Genomic DNA, 18,807 nt, shown 5'->3' on the forward strand with positions numbered 1-18,807 from the left:
GGTCGCGGCCGGCCTCGGCGTGCGCCTCCAGCGTCAGGCTGTCGCTCAGGCCGCGCCGCACCGAGCCGCTGAGCACCGGCGCGCCGTAGTCGAACGAGGCGGTGGTGTAGCGCCGCCGCAGCGCGCCCAGCTCCACCGAGTAATCGGTCAGGCCCGCGGCCAGCATGCGCGTGTCGACGTACAGGGGAACGGTGGTGCTGACCGCCCGGCCGGCGGCGTCGTGCGTGACCAGCGTGGCCTGGCCGGCGCCGTTGATGCCGGCCACCTGGTTGACGATGAACGGGCCGGACGGCACCGCCGTGTCGACCTGGCGCACGCCGTTGATGTACAGGCTGACCGCGCTGGGCACCACCGCCGAGCCGGTCAGCGTGGCGGCCGGGAAGGTCAGCAGGTCCGGCCGCAGGTCGAAGCTGCGCCGCCACTGCACGCCGCCCATGCGCAGCGAACGCGACCAGTTGAGCGAGGAGGAAATGAAATCGCCCACCTGCCAGGTTTCCAGCGTGTCGGGGTCGGCATGCACCCAGGCCGTGTCGAAGCGGATGTACTGGCGCAGCTGGCTGCTGTAATTGAACACGCCGGTGCTGGTGAGCACGCCGCCGGCGTTGAAGTAACGCAGCTCGTTGGCGACCGAGCTGCTGCGGTCGGTGCCGAGCCGGGTGAAGGCGTCGTAATTGATCACCGCGCCCGGCGTCACCGTGGCCTTGCCGGGCAGGCGCTGGGTGCGCGCCGACACCTCGATCGGCGCGCGCAGCGCATCGTCCACGCGCAGCGCGATGCTCTGGCGCGCGGCGTCATAGCTGTAGCTGAGCCCCTTGACGCCGTCGAGGTCGAACTCCTGCCGGCCCTCGACCCCGAACAGTTTCGGATCGAGCTCCAGGTCGCGCAGATTCTGCACGCTGCTGCGCAGGCCCGAGCTCGCGCCGCGGGTAAAACGCAGTATCAGGCCGGTCGCTTCACCGTTCAACATCACCTCCAGAAAAAGCTCTTCCTCCTGCGGCGGCGGCATGGCCGGCGTCTGCGCCAGCGCGCCCCACCACCAGGCCAGCAACCAGATGCCGATCCACCACCGCTGCCGCCCCATGCCGGGCTAGTCCACCCGGGCGACCGTGCTGGCGCTCAGCGGGCGGGCGTTGATGTTGGCCTTCACGCCCAGCGTCCCGTTCAGATCGGCCTCGCCCGATGTCGGCAGGCGCCACTCGCGCACCTTGCCCGCCAGCACATACCCGAACAGCCCCGGCGCGATCACAAACTGTTGCCCCGCCGCATTGCTCAGTTCCAGCGCGCCGATCTGTGCGCGCTGGGTGCCGCTGTTGTGGACTCGCAACATCCAGTTGCCGTCCTTTTTGTACACCGTCCACGCCAGCACCGGCGTGCCGCGCTCATCGGCCGGCAGCACGAACATCGGTACCGAATAGCGCAGGCGGATGTCGACCCCGCTGGCCGGCCCGTCGTCCTTGGGTATCTCGTCGATCAGGATGCGGTAGGTCAGCTCGGTGGCCGGCAACTGCTCGCTGCGCCGGACCAGCCGTATCATCTGGCTGCTGCGCGGCGCGATCTGGATGATGGGCGGACTGGCCACCACCTCCTGGGTCGGCGTCAGCACATCGTCGCCTTCCTTCTGATCCCACTGGTACACGCGCACCTGGCCATACACCGGCGCCTCGCCCATGTTCTGCAGGCTGATGCCGGTGGCGCCCTGGCCGGCGCGCAAGTTGATGGTCACCGGCGAGATCTGCAGATTGGCCGCCGGCGCCGGCGCCCACGCCAACCACCCCAGCCAGACGGCCGCCATCTTCCCCGCCCAACGCGCGCGCGCGCCTCCCATTCCGCCTCCACGATAACGACTAATGGTTACCTAAGATTGCCTTCGTACAACACTGATTCCATTATTAGGGATTTAAAAAAAACATGCTTTTGGATGAAGAGACAACTATTCTGCAAGCGTAGAAAACTATCAAAAATATTCAAAAGATAGGCATAATACGCAACAGGGCGTGATAAAGTTTTAGCAATCATTGTTGGGGACGCCATGCCAACCACTCTAGAAAGCAGCCGTTCCAAGATCCTGATCGTGGATGACTCCGCGTTCGAGCAGCGCATGCTGGTGGACTTGCTGAGCGAAATGCCATACAAGGTGTCGGTGGCGTTCAACGGCCTGCAGGGCTATCAATTAGCGCTCGCTAACCGGCCCGACCTGATCCTGCTGGACGTGCGCATGCCTAATATGGATGGTTACACGGCCTGCCGCCTGCTCAAGGCCAATCCGGTGACGCAGGATATCCCGGTGATCTTCCTCAGCGGCGCCGACGCCGACGAGGAACGCATCATGGGCCTGTCGATCGGCGGCGTCGATTACGTCTCCAAACCCTTCTCGCCGGGCGAGCTGGCCGCGCGCATCCAGGTGCACCTGAACCTGGCCAGGCGCCACCAGGCGCCGCCCACGGCCGCCAGCAACGACGCCGAACACCATCCTGGCGACAGCGATCCCGACGCGGTGCTGGTCAACGCCGTCAAGCGCCTGATTTCCGACAATCTGGCGGCGCTGCCGGGACTGGCCGAAATCGCGCGCAGCGTCGGCACCTACCGCGAAAAGCTGTCGCAGGTGTTCCGCGAGCAGACCGGCATGACGGTGTTCGGCTTCATCCGCGAGGAACGCATCCGCCGCGGCGAGGAACTGCTGAAGGACACCGACATCGACGTGCAGGACATCGCCCTGCTGATCGGCTTCAACAACGCCGGCAACTTTGCCACCGCCTTCCGCGAGCGCATGGGGGTGACCCCGACCGCCTACCGCCAGGCCATCCAGCAGAAGAAGACTTAAGCCGCCTGCGTCCGCATCTGGCGCCGCCAGAACAGCCAGGACGCCAGCGCGTTCAGCCAGTAACCGGCATATAGCACGGCGGTCAGGTGCAGGCCGCGGCTGGCGTACAGCGGCACCGACACCGTATTCACCAGCAGCCAGAACGGCCAGGTTTCCAGCTGGCGCCGCATCAGCAGCAACTGCGCGACGATGCTGAACATCAGCACGGCTGAATCGATGAAGGGCGCGTAGGCATTGGTGTAAGCCTGCAGCATCAGGCCGTAGCCGGCGGTGGCCAGCAGGCCGACGCCGACCATCCAGCCCAGCGCGCGGCGGCCGGTGCGGGTGATCGGCAGCGGCTGGCCGCCGGCGCCGCGCAGCCACTGCAGCCAGCCAAGCACGCAGGTGAGGATGAAGAACAGCTGCAGCGCCACGTCGGCGTACAGGTTGACCTGGTAAAACAGCGCGGCAAACATGGCGCAGCCGACGATGCCCAGCCACCACGAATGCACGTTGTTACGTCCGGATAAAACGATGGACACCGCCATCACGGCGTTGGCGGCAACTTCCAGTGGCGAGATCAACGGCGGGTCCTGGTCTGCATAACGGTCGAGCCGCCATTCTACGCCAGCGAGACCTGCAGATCGGCGATATTGATCGGTTTGACCAGGTGGGCGGCAAAACCGGCCTCGCGGCTGCGCGTCTTGTCGTGTTCCTGGCCATAGCCGGACAGCGCCACCAGCTTGAGGCCGGCGCCACCGGGCAACGCGCGCAGATGTCCGGCCAGCTCGAAGCCGTCCATGCCGGGCAGGCCGATGTCGAGGATGGCCACCTGCGGCATGCGCGCCGCGGCCAGCGCGATCGCATGCGCCGGATCGTAGGCCACCGACGGCTGGAAGCCGAGCGCGCCCAGCAGCTCGCCCAGCGAATCGGCGGCGTCCTGGTTGTCGTCCACCACCAGCACGCGGGTGCCGCTGTCGGGTGCCAGCGCCGGCGCGGCCGCCGTCGGCTGCGGCGCATCCTCGGCCACCACCGAGTCCGGCAGCGTGATGGTAAAGGTGCTGCCGCGCCCTTCGCCGGCGCTGTAGGCGTCGACCGTGCCGCCATGCATCTGCACCAGGTTGCGCACCAGCGCCAGGCCGATGCCCAGCCCGCCCTTGGCGCGGTCCAGCTGGCGGTTGCCCTGCACGAACAGATCGAAGATGTGCGGCAGCAGCGACGGCGCGATGCCGTTGCCGTCGTCGGTGACCTGGATCTGCACCGTGTTGCCCTTGATGCGCGTGCCCAGCGTGACATGGCCGCCGGCCGGCGTGTAGCGCGCGGCGTTGCTCAGCAGGTTGGACACCACCTGCGCCAGCCGCGCCGGATCGCCGTGCCAGCGCACGGTCGGCACATCGACCAGCAAGCGGTGCTGTTTGGCTTCCAGCAGCGGGCTGGCCATCTCGATCGCCTTGTTCAGCACGTCGGCCAGCGGCACGCTTTCCTTGCGCAGCTCGACCTTGCCGCTGGCGATGCGCGACACGTCCAGCAGATCGTCGACCAGCCGCACCAGATGGTCGACCTGGCGCTGGATCACTTCCTGCTCGTGGGCGGTGTCGTTGTCCTGCCGCCGCAGCTTCATCAGCTTGAGCGCGGTGACGATGGGCGCCAGCGGGTTGCGCAGCTCGTGGCCGAGCATGGCCAGGAATTCATCCTTGATGCGCGAGCTCATGTTCAGGTCGAGGTTCAGCCGCTCGCTCTCGGCCATCGCCTCGGCCAGCGCGCGGTCGCTCTCCAGCCGGCTCAGGGTGGCGCACACGGTGGCGGTGAACTGCTCGAGGAACTGGCGGTAGGCGCAGTCGAGCGGCAGGCGCGGCGAGGTCTTGAACGCCAGCGCCAGGTTGTCGCACAGCTGCAGCTCGGCCGCGCGGATCACCACCACGTCGTCGCCGGTGCGCACCGCCGCCGCGCCGTCGAGCAGGCTGACCTCGATCAGATCGCCGGGATTGTCGAGGGTCGACTGCCGCATGGCGGCGCGCACCTCGTCCTCGTCATGGCAGGCCAGCAGCCGCCGGCCCAGCAGGTCCAGCGCATGGCGGCGGCGCTCGGCCAGCACCTGCGCGGTGGTCTCGGTACACACCACCAGCACGCCGCCCACCTCGTCGCGCTCGTCGAACACCGGCGTGTAGGTGTAGCTCCAGTAGACATCCTCGATGCGGCCGTTACGCCAGATCGGCACCAGGTTGTCGGCATACCAGCGCCCCGCGCGGCCATGACGCACCTCGTCGATCTGCGGGCCGATGATGGGCCAGATCTCCGGCCAGCACCGGCGGCCGGCCTGGCCCAGCGCGGCCGGATGCTTGCCGACGCCGAAACACGGCACATACGCATCGTTATAGATCTGCGTCAGCTCCTCGCCCCACCACAGGAACATCGGGTGCGCCGAGTGCATCACCACGCTGACGGCGGTGCGCAGCGAGACCGGCCAGTCGCGCAGCGGCCCCAGCGGCGTGTCCTCCCAGCGGTAAGCCTGCACCAGCTCGCGCATGCGCGTGCCGTCGCCGATAAAGCGCGGCAAATGCGGACCGGGAAGGGCAGTGACGGACTGAGCCAACATAATGAATTCCAAATCAGAAAGCCAAATAGTAGCAACTGTAGCGTTCGGCGGCGCACAATACGGCCGCGGCGGCACCCTTGACATTTGCGCCACATCTGTCACATTGTCGCCATTGATCAGGAAAGGGCCGCGGCATGCGAGCGCGTCATGTGTTATCCGCCATCGCTTTGCTGGCTGTCTCGGGAGCAGGACTGGCTTGCCAGTTGCGCCTGGCGCTGGAGCAGTGGCCGCCGTATCTGTACCGCGCGGACGGCGCGGCCATGCCGTCGGGGCTGGACTGGGAACTGGCGCAGGCCATCCTGAAAGAAGCGGGCTGCACGTTGAAGCTGCTGCCCGAACTGCCCACCGCGCGCCGCCAGCGCGAATTCGAGCAGGGCCAGCTCGACCTGTTGCTGGCCGCCTCCGACACCCCGGCGCGGCACGCTTATGCGCGCTTCAGCATTGCCTACCGTCACGAATCGGTCGGGGTATTCACCCGCAGCGCGATGCGCGCCCGCTATGGCCACGTGGTCAGCCTGGACGTGCTGAGCCGCGAGCGCCTGCCGCTGCTGGCGCCCAAGGTCGGCTGGTATGGCCGCGACTACGCGCGCGTGCAGCCGACGCTGGAAACGGCCGGCAAACTGAGCACCTTCAGCAATTTTCAGCAAGGCTTGCGCATGCTGCAGGCCGGCCGCGCCGACCTGATTCTCGGCGACCGCGCCGCGCTGCGCTACGAGGCCAACATGCAGGGGGTGGCAATCAGCGCCCTGCCGCTGGTGGTGCTGCGCGCGCCGGTGCATCTGATGCTCAACCGCAGCACCACCAGCGAGGCCGACCTGGACCGCATCAACGCCGCCATCACGCGGCTCGAACACCACGGCGCGCTGAGCGCGATCCGGGCGCGCTACGGCGAGTGATCAGTGCTCGCGCCACTGGTCGAGGTTTTGCGGCTCGGCCACCTCGACACCGTTGCGTTCGGCGCGGAAGCGTTTCGACGCCGCATACACGGCGCGCCGCACGCGCATGATGGCGCCCAGCGGCCGGTGGTCGGCCAGGCAGTGCCAGGGATTGAACTGCATGCCGTCATCGACCAGCACCGACAGGCCGTGGGTCCAGCCGGCCTGCGCCGGCGCACTGATGCGGGCCACCGCCACCCACGGCGTGGTCCATTCGACGGTGGGATCTTCGATCGGCTGCGCCTTGATGTCGTGGCACAGTTGCACGCGCAACTCCCATTCCGCCGCGTGCTCGCTCATGAAATCGACCACCGCGCCGCGCAGGCCGTTGGGCTTGTGGTGGAGGTCCACCGGCCGGTCCTTCAGCGCCGCCAGTCCCGCCGACACCGGCGCCAGCGACAGCTTGGCCATGTAGCGGCCGTACAGCACCGGCACCTGGGTGAAGAAGGTTTCGCCCAGCGGATGGGTTTCCGGATGGCCGCCCAGGCTTTTCAGCGTGGCGCTTTCGCCGCCCACCGCCTCCACCACTTTCTCGGCGCCGCGCAGCGCGGCCGACAGCGCCTTCTTCAGGCCCGGCGCCTTGTCGGTGGTGGCGGCCAGCAGCTTGACGTTGCCGAGGAATTTTTTGGCGGTCGGCGCCATGAACACCGGACCGTTGACCATCACGAAATCCTGGGTCACATCGCCATCGCCGTCCAGCAGCCGCTCGCCCGGCACGCCGATCACCTTGAGCGCCATGCCGCGCGGCGTCGACACCTTGTCGTCCAGCAGATCGCCGGGCGTGGTGGACAGGCGCATCACCACCGGCCACGCCAGACCGCCATGGCTGAACATGCCCTGCGCGTACTCGGGCGGCAAGCCCTCCAGCACGCGCAGCGTGCCGCGCAGCAGGCCGTGGCTCTTGGCGTGCACGCCGCGGTAGGCGTGGCCGGTATCCTTATCGACGGTGGCGGCGATGTGGTGAATGGATTCCGTCAGGCCGGCGATGGTGTCCGCCTCGCCCTCCTCGTGCACTTCATAGGACAGGTCGTAGGGCAGCGGATGCGGGTGGACAGGGTGATCCATGAGGGTTCCTTGGGCTGGTTGGCTGGGTGCTCCATCATCCGCCGACGGCGCGACCGGCGTCTGTGCCCTACCGCACATCGCCGTGACGCTCACGCGCCGGGCGCTCAGCGGCGGTAGCTGCGCTCCCTGAACCGTGTGGCGGCAAACCACTGGCGCATCGCGGCGTCCGGGTCGTAGCTGGCGGCCGGCAGGACGGTGTTGGCGGTATCGCCTTCGAAGAACTGGCCGGCCGTGAATTCGCCGCTGTGCTGGTAGCCGTAGAAGCGGTTGCCGCTCCAGCGGATGTCGTCGTGGCGCAGCGCCGGTTTGACGGCGCGGAACAGCGTGCCGGCGTCGGCGCCGTGATAGAACACGTTGTCGCGGATGTCGCCGGCGTTCTTGCTGCCCAGGCCGGTGTTTTCCGCCGCCGGCGCGCTCAGGCCGGCCCGCGTGTTCAGGATCAGATTGCCGCGCACCACGGCGCTCTGTGAACCGGCGAAGACGATCGCGCGGCGGCCGTCGTTCAGGCTCAAATTGTTTTCCACCACAGTGCCGGATGCCTGCGCCGGATGGCCCAGGCCATCGTTGCCGCAGCCGCAGAACAGCATGAAGCCGCCGCCATTGTTGTGGCTGTAGTTGCTGACGATGTGCGTGCCGCGCGTGCCCAGGTCGGCGTCGAAGGACATGCCGTCGCCCGGTTCCCACGGCTCCTGGTAGCGCACGTGGTGGATTTCGTTGTACTCAAAACGCGCTTCGTCGGTGTTGATGGCCCACGCGCCGGCGCTGTTGCCGGCCGCGCGCAGCCAGATGTCGTGCAGCAGATTGGCTCGCACCAGCGGCCGCAGCGCCGTGCGCACCACGATGCCGTCGCCGCCGATATCGTGGATGCGGTTGTTGCGGAAGATGATGTTGGTCGATGGCGTGTACTCATCCGCCGCCGCCGCGCTCAGCGTCGCCGCGCCGGTTTTGTACGGCGGATAGTCGCCGCACGGCGCGCCGCCCGGCCGGCACATCCACGCCGAGCGCGTCGACAGGCCGATCGCATCGACGTGGAATATCTCGCTGTTCTCCACCACCACATCGTCGAAACGCGTCCTGCGCTGGTTGACGGCGCGGCGCGTGATGTTGAACAGGATGCCGCCGGTCTCCTTGTACCCATGCTCGCCGCCCGGCGCATCCTTGAGGTAGCCGCGCACGTGGTGCACGTAGACGTCGCGGATGCGGTAATGGCTGCCGGTACCGAAATCTTCGAGCTGCACCAGCAAGCCCACCCGCGCGCCTTCGCCGGCGCCATCGTTGGTCAACTCCAGGCCTTCGATCTCCCAATGATCGACGTTGTACAGATGGATGGCCGCGCGCGCCACAGCCGCACCATCGCCGCCATCGCTGCGGCACAGCGTATGGTAGGGACTCACGCCGCGCGGCGTGCGCGCGCGGTCGGTCAGCGTCTGGTCGGAATCGGTCGCCGCCTGCGCGCAGCCGGCCGCGATCACCGGCCGGCCCGCCGCCGGATCACCATACGCCGACACCACGATGGGCGCGGCGGCCGTGCCGGAATTCCCCGCCCGCGGCGCGAAGCTGCCATGGCAGGTCACGCCGCGCTTGAACAGAATCCGCGTGCCCGGCACAAAACGCATCGCGTTCAAATCGGCCAGGCTGGATACGGCTGTTCCCGCGCCGGCGCCGCTGCAATCGACCAGTATCTGGGGCGGACGCGCCTGGGCGGCATGCGAGGCAGGGGCGCCGCTCAGCAACAGTGCGGCCATCAGGCTGGCTTTGATCATGGTGGGACTCATCCGGCAAAGTGATAGGTTAACGATACCATACCCACTCCGGATTGCGCAGCAAAATTGTGCCGCCGGCGTTCAGTCGCTGCTCAGTCGCTATATTGCTGCGAGCGGCCGCCGTCGATCAGGATATCGGTGGCGTTGATGAAGCGCGCCTCGTCGCTGGCCAGGAACAGCGCCGTGTAAGCCACTTCCAGCGGTTCGCCGATGCGGCGCACCGGCAGCATCTGCTCCTGCCGCGCGCGTTCGGCCGCCGGATCGGGACAGGATGCCAGCCAGGCCTGCGCGCTTTCGGTCATGATCAGTCCCGGCGAGATCGAATTGACGCGGATGCCGCGCGCCGCATACTCGATGCCCAGCGAGCGCGTCAGGCCGATCAATGCATGCTTGGCGACCGGATAAGGAAAGCAGCCGGGGATGATCTTGTGGCCATGGACCGAGGCGATGTTCACGATGTTGCCGTAGCCGCGCTCCAGCATCGACGGCAGCGCCGCGCGGATCACGTTCCAGGCGCCCTCCAGGTCGACGGCAAAGCAGCGCCGCCACTCGTCCGCCGTCATGCGCAGCGGATCGGTGAAGACATTCATGCCGGCGTTGTTGATCACCACGTCCACCCGGCCGAAGCGCGCCAGCACCCGCGCCAGCATGGCCTCGACCTCGGCGGGCCGGGACACGTCGGCCTGCACGAACAGCGCGCGCTCCGGGTTGCGCGCCGCCGCGTCCGCGCTCCGCGCGTCATGCTGGTGGCTGTTGTAGACCACGATGGCGCCCTCGGCCAGGAACAGCTCGGCGACCGCCTTGCCGATGCCCATGGTCGAACCGGTGACGATCGCCACTTTGTTGTTCAGTCTGCCCGCCATCGCTGCCGCTCCCCTTATTTAAGCCAATGCGCTCCGTTTGGATAGCCGTCATGGTATGTTGAGTTCCCCGCTTGCGGCAAACATTTCATCGATCAGCGCTGTGCTCACCTCTTCCCACGTCACCTTCAATCCCGCCGGCATTGCCCCCGTATTCGATGGCAATGGAAAAATGTCATACATCGCGCCCGGCGCCGGCAACCCGGCCCGCGGCGAATCGGACAGCGAAAAGCGCTACCGCGCGCTGATCCGGGCCACCGCCGATCTGGTCTACCGCATGAACCCCGACTGGACCCGGATGTGGCAACTGGATGGCAAAGGCTTTCTCGGCGACGCGGCCGACGCGCACCATTTCTGGCTCGACGAATACATTCCCGCCGAGGAGCGTGAACGGGTCCATCAGGCCATTGCCGCGGCGATCCGCAACAAGCGTGTCTTCGAGCTGGAGCACGGCGTGCGGCTCAGGGACGGCACGCTGGGCCGGGTATTTTCCAGGGCGGTACCGATGCTCGACGCCGACGGCGAAATCTACGAGTGGATCGGCGCCGCCAGCGACGTCACCGTCCGCCAGGCGGCGGAGCGCAAATACCGCACGCTGTTCAACTCCATCGACGAAGGCTTCTGCATCATCGACGTGCCGTTCGACGCGCACGGCCGGCCATACGATTACCGCTTTTGCGAAGTAAACCCGTCGTTCGAGACCCACTCCGGCCTGCGCGACGCGGCCGGCAAGACCATCCGCGAGCTCAATCCCGCCCACGAACAGCATTGGTTCAGCATTTACGGCGACGTGCAGCGGACCGGGCAGGCAGTCCGCTTCGAGCACGGCTCGGACAGCCTGGAGCGCTATTTCGACGTGTATGCCTTCCGTCTCGAGGACGGCGGCCAGCCGAAAGTCGCGGTGCTGTTCAAGGATATTTCGGAAGCCAAGCGCGTGACGCGCCAGGTGCGCGAGAGCGAGGAACGGGCGATCGCCGCCGCGCGTCGCGCGGAACAGGCGCGGCGCCATCTGGAGGCCCTGCTGCAGGCGGCGCCGGTCGGCATCGTCATGAGCGACCGCAACGGCGGCGTGGTGCTGACCAACGCCGAGCATAACCGGCTCTGGGGCGGGCGTCCGCCCCAGCCCGGATCGGTGGCCGAGTTCGCCGAGTGGACCGGCTGGTGGGCCGACGAGTCGGTGCGGCACGGCCAGCGCCTGGAGGCCGAGGACTGGCCCACCGCGCGCGCCCTGCGCGGCGAGTTCGTGCGCGGCGCCACGGTGCAGATCGCATCGTTCGGCCAGCCGCCGGTGCACCACACGCTGCTGCTGTCGGGAGCGCCGGTGTACGACGAGGGCAACCAAGTGATCGGCGCGGTGGTGGTGCAGATGGACATCACCGACCGCGTGAAGGCCGAAGCGGCGCTGCGCGAAGCGGACCGCAAGAAGGACGAGTTCCTGGCCATGCTCGCGCATGAGCTGCGCAACCCACTGGCGCCGATCAGCGCCGCCGCCGACCTGCTGGCCATGGCGCGGATCGACGCCGGCATGATCCGCCGCACCAGCGCCATCATCTCGCGCCAGGTCAGGCACATGGCCGGGCTGGTGGACGATTTGCTGGACGTGTCGCGGGTCACGCGCGGACTGGTGAACCTGAAGGTGGAACAGCTGGACCTCAAGCAGATCGTCGGCGAGGCGATGGAACAGGTGCGGCCGTTGCTGGAGTCACGTCGCCACAACACGATACTGCGCACCTCGCCCGAGCCGGCGGCCGTGAGCGGCGATCGCACCCGCCTGGTGCAGGTGCTGACCAACCTGCTGACCAACGCCGCCAAATACACGCCGGAAGGCGGCCACATCACGGTCACCACCGAGGTGCGGGACGACGCGGTGCAGGTCCATGTCGTCGACAACGGCATCGGCATCGCACCGGAACTGATCCCCCACGTGTTCGAACTGTTCACGCAGGCACAGCGCACCTCGGACCGTTCCCAGGGCGGCCTGGGCATCGGCCTGGCGCTGGTCAAGAGGCTGATCGAGCTGCAAGGCGGACAGGTGACCGCGCACAGCGGCGGCCTGGGCCGGGGCAGCCGGTTCACGATATCGCTGCCGCACCCGCGTGACGCGGGCGGCGCGGCTGCACAGCCGCCGCAGCCTTCTCCCTGTACGTCGGCCAGCCTGAAGATCCTGATCGTCGACGACAATCACGATGCGGCGCAGATGCTGGCCATGTACCTGGAAGCGCTGGGGCATACCGTCAGCGTCGAGCACAGCGCGCACGCGGCGCTGGCGCGCGCCGCCGCCGAGCGGCCGCAGGTCTGCCTGCTCGACATCGGCCTGCCCGAAATGGACGGCAACCAGCTGGCACGCAGGTTGTCGCAACAGCCGCAGACGCAGGACGCCGTGCTGGTCGCCATCAGCGGCTACGGGCAGGAACATGACCGCGCCGCCGCCCGCGATGCCGGCTTCCGCCAGTATTTCGTCAAGCCGGTCGACGTCGATCAGCTCTCCGCTTTTCTGGCGCAGGTGGCGCTCAGGCAAACTGGGTGAAGTCCGGCTTACGCTTCTGGAAGAAGGCCATGAAGGCTTCCTTGGCTTCCGGCGACGACAGCATCCTGGCGAAGTGTTCGTTTTCGGCGGCGATGGCGTCGGTCACCGGGCCTTTGCGGGCGGCCTTCATCAGCTGCTTGGTGACGCGGATCGAACTGGCCGGCAGCGCCACCAGTTTGGCCGCCTGGCCTTCGGCGAAGGCGCGCAGTTCGGCAGCCGCCACCACTTTCGATACCAGCCCCATGTCCAGCGCCTCCTGCGCGCCGAAGGCTTCGCCCAGCATCAGCTTTTCGGCCGCGCGCGGGTAGCCGGCGATCTGCGTCAGCAGCAGGCTCGAGGCGAATTCCGGGCACAGGCCCAGCTGCACGAACGGCATCGAGAACTTGGCGTTGTCGCCGGCGTAGACCAGATCGCAGTGCATCAGCAGCGTGGTGCCGATGCCGACCGCGTTGCCGGCCACGGCCGCCACCACCGGCTTGCCGGAACCGCTCAGCGCCATCATGAACTTGTACACCGAACGGTCTTCGATGGCGCCGCTCGATGGCGCGTTTTTCATGAAGTCTTCCAGGTCGTTGCCGGCGGTGAAGATGTCTTCCTTGCCGACGATCAGGATGGCGCGCACGGCGCTGTCGTTTTCCGCCTCGTTGATGGCGTCGGCCATGGTCTGGTACATGGCGGCGGTGATCGCGTTCTTGCGCTCCGGACGGTTGAATTCCAGGGTCAGGATGCCGTTGTTCTTGCTGCTCAAAATTTCCATAAGCTGTCTCCAAATGACAAGGGCGCCGGGTTATGCAACCTCAGCGCCCTTGGTTATCGCGATACGGTGATTACACGCGTTCGATGATGCCGGCCGCGCCCATGCCCGCGCCGACGCACATGGTGACCATGCCGTACTTCAGGTTGTTGCGGCGCAGGGCGTGCACCACGGTGGCGGCGCGGATCGCGCCGGTGGCGCCCAGCGGGTGCCCCAGGGCGATCGCGCCGCCCATCGGATTGACCTTGCTGGTGTCCAGGCCCAGATCGCGGATCACGGCCAGCGCCTGCGCGGCGAAGGCTTCGTTCAGTTCGATCCAGTCCAGCTGGTCCTGGGTGATGCCGGCCGATTTGCACGCTTCAGGAATCGCGAACTTCGGACCAATGCCCATGATTTCAGGCGGCACGCCCTTGACGGCGAAGGACTTGAACTTGGCCAGCGGGGTCAGGTTGTGTTCCTTCAGGATCTTCTCGGACACCACCAGCAGCGCGCCGGCGCCGTCCGACATCTGCGAGCTGTTGCCGGCGGTGACAGAGCCCTTGGCGGCGAATACCGGCTTCAGTTTGGCCAGGCCTTCCATGCTGGTGTCGGGACGCGCGCCTTCGTCGGTGTCGACGGTGCGGGTCTTGACCTTGATCTCGCCCGAGGCCAGGTCCGGCGTGCGGGTGATGATTTCCACCGGCGTGGTCTCGTCCTTGAAGAAGCCGGCCTGCTGCGCGGCGATGGCGCGGCGGTGCGATTCGACCGAGAACGCGTCCTGGTCTTCGCGCGACACTTTCCACTGCTCGGCCACTTTTTCAGCGGTCAGGCCCATGCCGTAAGCCATGCCGACGTTTTCGTCGGTGAACATGTTGAGGTTCATCGATGGATGGTGGCCCATCATCGGCACCATCGACATCGATTCGACGCCGCCGGCCAGCATCACGTCGGCTTCACCGACGCGAATGCGGTCGGCCGCCATCGCCAGCGCGGTGATGCCGGAGGCGCAGTAACGGTTGATGGTCACGCCGCCGACGGTCTTCGGCAGGCCGGCCAGCAGCACCGATTGACGGGCGATGTTGAAGCCCTGTTCCGCTTCCGGGAACGAGCAGCCGATGATGGCGTCGGTGATCAGCGCCGGGTCCAGGCCCGGGGCTTGCGCCAATGCCGACTGGATCACGCGCACCAGCAGGTCGTCCGGACGGGTCTTGTTGAACATGCCGCGCGGCGCCTTGCCGATCGGGGTACGGGTCGCAGCGACGATGTACGCTTCTTGAACTTGTTTGCTCATAGTCTTATTCCTTAGTTGCCCTTAGTTGCGGACTGGCTTACCGGTTTGCAGCATGCCCATGATGCGTTCCTGGGTCTTCGGATGGTTCAGCAGCTCCAGGAAGGCTTTGCGCTCCATGTCCAGCAGCCACTGCTCGCTCACGAAGGAGCCCTGGTCGATATCGCCACCGCTGACGATCTGCGCGATCATGTCGCCCAGCTTGAAATCGTGGGCCGAGATGAAGCCGCCGTCGCGCATGTTGACCAGTTGCGCCTTGATGGTGCCCCAGCCGTAACGGCCGGTGACCTGGATCGGCGCCTTCAGCGGCGCGCGGTAGCCCTTGTCGAACATGGCGCGCGCTTCGGTTTTGGCCACGTACAGCAGTTCGTACGGGTTGAACACGATCACGTCGTCTTCTTTCAGGTAACCCATGGCCTGCGCTTCCAGCGCCGATTTCGATACGTTGGCGGTGGCCGCGTTGGTGAAGCCGGTCTTCAGGAATTGCAGGATGTCGGTGCCCTTGGCTTCCTTGTAGGCGCGCGATGCCGCCTCTTTCAGGCCGCCGCCGGCAGGGATCAGGCCCACGCCCACTTCCACCAGGCCGATGTAGGATTCGATCGAGGCCACCCGCTTGGATGCGTGCAGCGCCATTTCGCAGCCGCCGCCCAGCGCCAGGCCCGCCACCGCGGCCACCACCGGCACGTTCGAGTATTTCATCGCCATGAAGGTGTCCTGCAGTTCGCGGATGATCGGGTCGACCGCCTTGGCGCCGCCGGCCATGAAGGCTGGCAGGGCCGATTGCAGGTCGGCGCCGGCCGAGAACGCGCCGCCGTCGGCCGCGTCCGCGCTCCAGATCACCAGGCCCTTGAAGTTCTTCTCGGCTTCGGCCAGCGCTTTCCTGAAGCCGGCGATCACGCCAGGGCTGATCACGTGCATCTTGGTCTTCAGCGAGATCACCAGGATGTCGTCGCCCGAGTGCCACAGGCGCACGTCGTCGTCTTCATGCACGGTGGTGCCGGCTTTGCGGCCGTCGATTTCGCCCGCGCCCAGCACCGGCGCACGGAATTCCTGGCGCTGGTACACGGCCAGGTCGGAACGCGGAATGTAGGCGTTGGCTTTCGGCGACCACGAACCTTCCGCGGTGTGCACGCCCTTCTCGGCAACAGGGCCTTCGAACACCCAGGCCGGCAGCGGTGCGCTGCTCAGCGCGTGGCCGGCTTCGATGTCTTCCTTGACCCACTGGGCCACCTGGGTCCAGCCGGCGGCCTGCCAGGTTTCGAACGGCCCCACGGTCCAGCCGAAGCCCCAGCGCATGGCGAAGTCGATGTCGCGCGCGTTATCGGCGATGTCTTCCAGGTGCACGGCGATGTAGTGGAAGGCGTCGCGGAAGATCGCCCACAGGAACTGCGCCTGCGGGTTGGTCGATTCGCGCATCGCTTTCATTTTCTTGACCGGATCCTTTTCCTTCAGGATGCGGGCCACGATGTCGGCCGCCTTGGCGCCGCCCGGCACGTATTCACCGGTGGCGAAGTCCAGGCGCAGGATGTCCTTGCCGACTTTCTTATAGAAGCCGGCGCCCGATTTCTGGCCCAGCGCGCCCTTCTCGACCAGCTTGGCCAGCACTTCCGGGGTCTTGTAGACAGCGGCGAACGGATCATTCGGCAGGTAGTCCTGCATGGTCTTGATCACGTGGCCCATGGTGTCCAGGCCGACCACGTCCGCGGTGCGGAAGGTGCCCGACTTGGCGCGGCCCAGCTTGGCGCCGGTCAGATCGTCGACCACGTCCACCGACAGGCCGAATTTCTCGGCTTCGTGCACGATGGCCAGGATGCCGAACACGCCCACGCGGTTGGCGATGAAGTTAGGCGTATCTTTCGCGCGCACCACGCCCTTGCCCAGGGTCGAGGTCAGGAAACCCTCCAGCTGGTCGGCGATCTCCGGCTTGGTGTCCGGGGTCGGGATGATTTCCACCAGGTGCATGTAGCGCGGCGGGTTGAAGAAGTGCACGCCGCAGAAGCGCGCCTTCAGGTCCGCGTCGAAGCCTTCGGCCAGTTTGCCGATCGACAGGCCCGAGGTGTTGGAGGCGAAGATGGCGTTCGGCGCAATGTGCGGCGCGACCTTTTTGTACAGGTCGTGCTTCCAGTCCAGGCGCTCGGCGATGGCTTCGATGATCAGATCGCACTCGGCCAGCTTGGCCAGGTCGTCTTCGTAGTTGGCGACTTCGATCAGCGCCGCGTGTTCCTTGTTGCCCAGCGGCGCGGGCGACAGTTTTTTCAGACCTTCGATAGCTTTCAGGACGATGCCGTTTTTAGGACCTTCCTTGGCCGGCAGGTCGAACAGCACCACAGGCACCTTGGCGTTGACGCAATGGGCGGCGATCTGCGCACCCATCACGCCGGCGCCCAGCACGGCTACTTTTTTAACGATGAAATTGGTCATGTCGTTTCCTCTGGTTGCTTAGAACAGGTCAGCGTCGAGTGCCATCAGGTTGGCGGAGCCCGAGCGCGCCTGGCGGATCAGGGTTGCGGTTTCAGGTTGCAGGCGTGCGAAGTAGAAGCGCGCGGTGGCCAGCTTGGTTTTGTAGAAGTTGTCGCCGCTGTCTTGCTTTTCCAGCGCGATCTTGGCCATCTGCGCAAAGAAGTAGCTGTACACCAGGTGGCCGACCACGCGCAGGTATGGTACCGCGGCGGCGCCCACTTCGTCGGCGTTCTGGAAGGCTTTCATGCCGATTTCCATGGTCAGCTTGGTGACCTTCTCGCCCAGGTCGCCCAGCGGGGTGATGAATTCGCTGAGGTTTTCGTCCAGGCCGTTTTCTTCGACGAAGGCCTTGATCTTCTCGCCGAACTTGCGCAGCTTGGCGCCGTTGTCGCCGAGGATCTTGCGGCCCAGCAGGTCCAGCGATTGCACGGTGTTGGTGCCTTCGTAGATCAGGTTGATACGGGCGTCGCGCACGTACTGCTCCATGCCCCATTCGCTGATGTAGCCGTGGCCGCCGTACACCTGCATGGCTTCCGAGGTGGCGATCCAGGCGTTGTCGGTGATAAAGGCCTTGACGATCGGGGTCAGCAACGCCACTTCGTCGCCGGCTTCCTTGCGCACGTCGGCGTCCGGGTGGTGCAGTTCGCGGTCGATCTGCAGCGCCACGTAGGAGGTGAAGGCGCGCGCGCCTTCGGCATAGGCTTTACCGGTCAGCAGCATGCGGCGCACGTCCGGGTGCACGATGATCGGGTCGGCCGGCTTTTCCGGATTTTTCGGGCCGGTCAGCGAGCGCATCTGGATGCGGTCCTTGGCGTAGATCAGCGCGTTCTGGTAAGCCACTTCGGTCAGGCCCAGCGACTGCATGCCCACGCCCAGGCGGGCGGCGTTCATGAACACGAACATCGCCTGCAGGCCCTTGTTCGGCTGGCCGATGATCCAGCCCTTGGCGCCGTCCAGGTTCATCTGGCAGGTCGAGTTGCCGTGGATGCCCATTTTTTCTTCGATGGCGCCGCAGAAGATCGGGTTGCGTTCACCGACCGAGCCGTCGGCGTTCGGCAGGAATTTCGGCACCAGGAACAGCGAGATGCCTTTCGAGCCTTCCGGCGCGTCCGGCACGCGGGCCAGCACCAGGTGCAGGATGTTTTCCGACATGTCGTGCTCGCCGGCCGAGATGAAGATCTTGTTGCCGGTGATCAGCCACGAGCCGTCTGCCTGCGGCAGCGCCTTCGAGCGCAGCATGCCCAGGTCGGTGCCGCAGTGCGGTTCGGTCAGGCACATGGTGCCGGTCCACTCGCCCGAGACCAGTTTCGGCAGGTACAGTTTCTTCTGTTCGTCGGTGCCGTGTTCCTTCAGGCACTCGTAGGCGCCGTGCGACAGGCCGGGGTACATGGTCCAGGCCTGGTTGGACGAGTTCAGCATCTCGTAGAACGAGTTGTTCATCACCACCGGCAGGCCCTGGCCGCCGTATTCCGGATCGCAGGCCAGGGCCGCCCAGCCGCCTTCCACGTACTGCTTGTAGGCTTCCTTGAAGCCTTTCGGCGTGGTCACGGTCTTGGTCGCGCCGTCGTAGTGGCAGCCTTCGCGGTCGCCGCTGTGGTTCAGCGGGAACAGCACCTCGGAGGTGAACTTGCCGCCCTCTTCCAGCACCTGGTTGATGATGTCGGCATCGACTTCGCTGTAGTCCGGCAGTGCCTTCAGTTCCTCTTCCACTTTCAGCAGCTCGTGCAGAACGAACTGCATATCCCGGATTGGCGCGACGTATTGACCCATGGTTTTCTCC

At 66.3% G+C, this 18,807-nt stretch carries 14 protein-coding genes; 3 read left to right on the forward strand and 11 right to left on the reverse strand.

All coding sequences use genetic code 11. The features are described 5' to 3' along the window. Both E4L98_RS01895 and E4L98_RS01900 read right to left on the reverse strand, forming a co-directional pair. Nucleotides 1-1,081, reverse strand: a 1,081-nt coding sequence (locus tag E4L98_RS01895; protein WP_135199874.1) for a fimbria/pilus outer membrane usher protein, incomplete at its 3' end; no start/stop codon positions are given. 6 nt (nucleotides 1,082-1,087) lie between these two features. Next, nucleotides 1,088-1,792 carry a fimbrial biogenesis chaperone gene (locus tag E4L98_RS01900; RefSeq protein WP_135199875.1) on the reverse strand — a complete coding sequence of 235 codons (705 nt, stop codon included), beginning with the start codon at nucleotides 1,790-1,792 and terminating at the stop codon, nucleotides 1,088-1,090. 237 nt (nucleotides 1,793-2,029) lie between these two features. Here E4L98_RS01900 and E4L98_RS01905 point away from each other — a divergent pair, with 237 nt between their 5' ends. Further along, entirely contained in the window at nucleotides 2,030-2,821 is a 792-nt protein-coding gene (locus tag E4L98_RS01905) for a response regulator transcription factor (protein ID WP_135199876.1), read from the forward strand. On the opposite strand, the gene pnuC is transcribed toward E4L98_RS01905, so the two are convergent. Further along, on the reverse strand, nucleotides 2,818-3,384 hold the full coding sequence (gene pnuC / locus E4L98_RS01910; protein ID WP_135199877.1) for a nicotinamide riboside transporter PnuC: 567 nt from the start codon (nucleotides 3,382-3,384) through the stop codon (nucleotides 2,818-2,820). The two genes, E4L98_RS01905 and pnuC, sit on opposite strands and share 4 nt — an antisense overlap. A 38-nt stretch (nucleotides 3,385-3,422) precedes the next feature. Next, the gene (locus E4L98_RS01915; RefSeq protein WP_167761255.1) at nucleotides 3,423-5,396 is read right to left on the reverse strand and encodes a hybrid sensor histidine kinase/response regulator; all 1,974 of its coding nucleotides are present in this window, start codon (nucleotides 5,394-5,396) and stop codon (nucleotides 3,423-3,425) included. Between the two features lie 134 nt (nucleotides 5,397-5,530). Between E4L98_RS01915 and E4L98_RS01920 the strand changes: the two genes are divergently transcribed. Then, nucleotides 5,531-6,292: a substrate-binding periplasmic protein gene (locus tag E4L98_RS01920; protein ID WP_135199879.1), complete on the forward strand. Its 762-nt coding sequence runs from the start codon at nucleotides 5,531-5,533 to the stop codon at nucleotides 6,290-6,292. Here E4L98_RS01920 and E4L98_RS01925 read toward each other — a convergent pair whose 3' ends face one another. The 3 genes from E4L98_RS01925 to E4L98_RS01935 form a co-directional block, all read right to left on the reverse strand. After that, entirely contained in the window at nucleotides 6,293-7,396 is a 1,104-nt protein-coding gene (locus tag E4L98_RS01925) for a catalase family protein (RefSeq protein ID WP_135199880.1), read from the reverse strand. A gap of 104 nt (nucleotides 7,397-7,500) precedes the next feature. Continuing rightward, nucleotides 7,501-9,159 carry a right-handed parallel beta-helix repeat-containing protein gene (locus E4L98_RS01930; RefSeq protein WP_167761256.1) on the reverse strand — a complete coding sequence of 553 codons (1,659 nt, stop codon included), beginning with the start codon at nucleotides 9,157-9,159 and terminating at the stop codon, nucleotides 7,501-7,503. 92 nt (nucleotides 9,160-9,251) lie between these two features. Then, nucleotides 9,252-10,022: an SDR family oxidoreductase gene (locus tag E4L98_RS01935; protein WP_135199882.1), complete on the reverse strand. Its 771-nt coding sequence runs from the start codon at nucleotides 10,020-10,022 to the stop codon at nucleotides 9,252-9,254. A 169-nt stretch (nucleotides 10,023-10,191) separates the two neighbouring features. Between E4L98_RS01935 and E4L98_RS01940 the strand changes: the two genes are divergently transcribed. Next, nucleotides 10,192-12,546: a hybrid sensor histidine kinase/response regulator gene (locus E4L98_RS01940; RefSeq protein WP_167761257.1), complete on the forward strand. Its 2,355-nt coding sequence runs from the start codon at nucleotides 10,192-10,194 to the stop codon at nucleotides 12,544-12,546. On the opposite strand, the gene E4L98_RS01945 is transcribed toward E4L98_RS01940, so the two are convergent. The 4 genes from E4L98_RS01945 to E4L98_RS01960 all read right to left on the reverse strand — a co-directional run bounded on the left by E4L98_RS01945 (nucleotide 12,530) and on the right by E4L98_RS01960 (nucleotide 18,797). Further along, nucleotides 12,530-13,303, reverse strand: a complete 774-nt coding sequence (locus E4L98_RS01945) for an enoyl-CoA hydratase (protein WP_135199884.1) — start codon at nucleotides 13,301-13,303, stop codon at nucleotides 12,530-12,532. The two genes, E4L98_RS01940 and E4L98_RS01945, sit on opposite strands and share 17 nt — an antisense overlap. Before the next feature lie 70 nt (nucleotides 13,304-13,373). Next, nucleotides 13,374-14,570 carry an acetyl-CoA C-acyltransferase gene (locus E4L98_RS01950; protein WP_135199885.1) on the reverse strand — a complete coding sequence of 399 codons (1,197 nt, stop codon included), beginning with the start codon at nucleotides 14,568-14,570 and terminating at the stop codon, nucleotides 13,374-13,376. Nucleotides 14,571-14,591: 21 nt separating this feature from the next. Next, a complete protein-coding gene (locus tag E4L98_RS01955) occupies nucleotides 14,592-16,988 on the reverse strand; it encodes a 3-hydroxyacyl-CoA dehydrogenase/enoyl-CoA hydratase family protein (RefSeq protein WP_135199886.1) in 2,397 nt (798 codons plus the stop codon). A gap of 18 nt (nucleotides 16,989-17,006) precedes the next feature. Further along, entirely contained in the window at nucleotides 17,007-18,797 is a 1,791-nt protein-coding gene (locus E4L98_RS01960; protein ID WP_135199887.1) for an acyl-CoA dehydrogenase C-terminal domain-containing protein, read from the reverse strand. Nucleotides 18,798-18,807 lie beyond the last annotated feature (10 nt).

The organism is Duganella callida (assembly GCF_004614165.1).
GTDB classification, from domain to species: Bacteria; Pseudomonadota; Gammaproteobacteria; order Burkholderiales; family Burkholderiaceae_D; genus Rugamonas; species Rugamonas callida.

Excerpts from the sequence above, each read along its gene's own strand:
- E4L98_RS01900 (WP_135199875.1), bottom strand. The coding sequence starts at position 1,792 with ATGGCGGCCGTCTGGCTGGGGTGGTTGGCGTGGGCGCCGGCGCCGGCG.
- E4L98_RS01905 (WP_135199876.1), top strand. The coding sequence starts at position 2,030 with ATGCCAACCACTCTAGAAAGCAGCCGTTCCAAGATCCTGATCGTGGAT.
- E4L98_RS01915 (WP_167761255.1), bottom strand. The coding sequence starts at position 5,396 with ATGTTGGCTCAGTCCGTCACTGCCCTTCCCGGTCCGCATTTGCCGCGC.
- E4L98_RS01920 (WP_135199879.1), top strand. The coding sequence starts at position 5,531 with ATGCGAGCGCGTCATGTGTTATCCGCCATCGCTTTGCTGGCTGTCTCG.
- E4L98_RS01925 (WP_135199880.1), bottom strand. The coding sequence starts at position 7,396 with ATGGATCACCCTGTCCACCCGCATCCGCTGCCCTACGACCTGTCCTAT.
- E4L98_RS01930 (WP_167761256.1), bottom strand. The coding sequence starts at position 9,159 with ATGATCAAAGCCAGCCTGATGGCCGCACTGTTGCTGAGCGGCGCCCCT.
- E4L98_RS01935 (WP_135199882.1), bottom strand. The coding sequence starts at position 10,022 with ATGGCGGGCAGACTGAACAACAAAGTGGCGATCGTCACCGGTTCGACC.
- E4L98_RS01940 (WP_167761257.1), top strand. The coding sequence starts at position 10,192 with ATGTCATACATCGCGCCCGGCGCCGGCAACCCGGCCCGCGGCGAATCG.
- E4L98_RS01945 (WP_135199884.1), bottom strand. The coding sequence starts at position 13,303 with ATGGAAATTTTGAGCAGCAAGAACAACGGCATCCTGACCCTGGAATTC.
- E4L98_RS01950 (WP_135199885.1), bottom strand. The coding sequence starts at position 14,570 with ATGAGCAAACAAGTTCAAGAAGCGTACATCGTCGCTGCGACCCGTACC.
- E4L98_RS01955 (WP_135199886.1), bottom strand. The coding sequence starts at position 16,988 with ATGACCAATTTCATCGTTAAAAAAGTAGCCGTGCTGGGCGCCGGCGTG.
- E4L98_RS01960 (WP_135199887.1), bottom strand. The coding sequence starts at position 18,797 with ATGGGTCAATACGTCGCGCCAATCCGGGATATGCAGTTCGTTCTGCAC.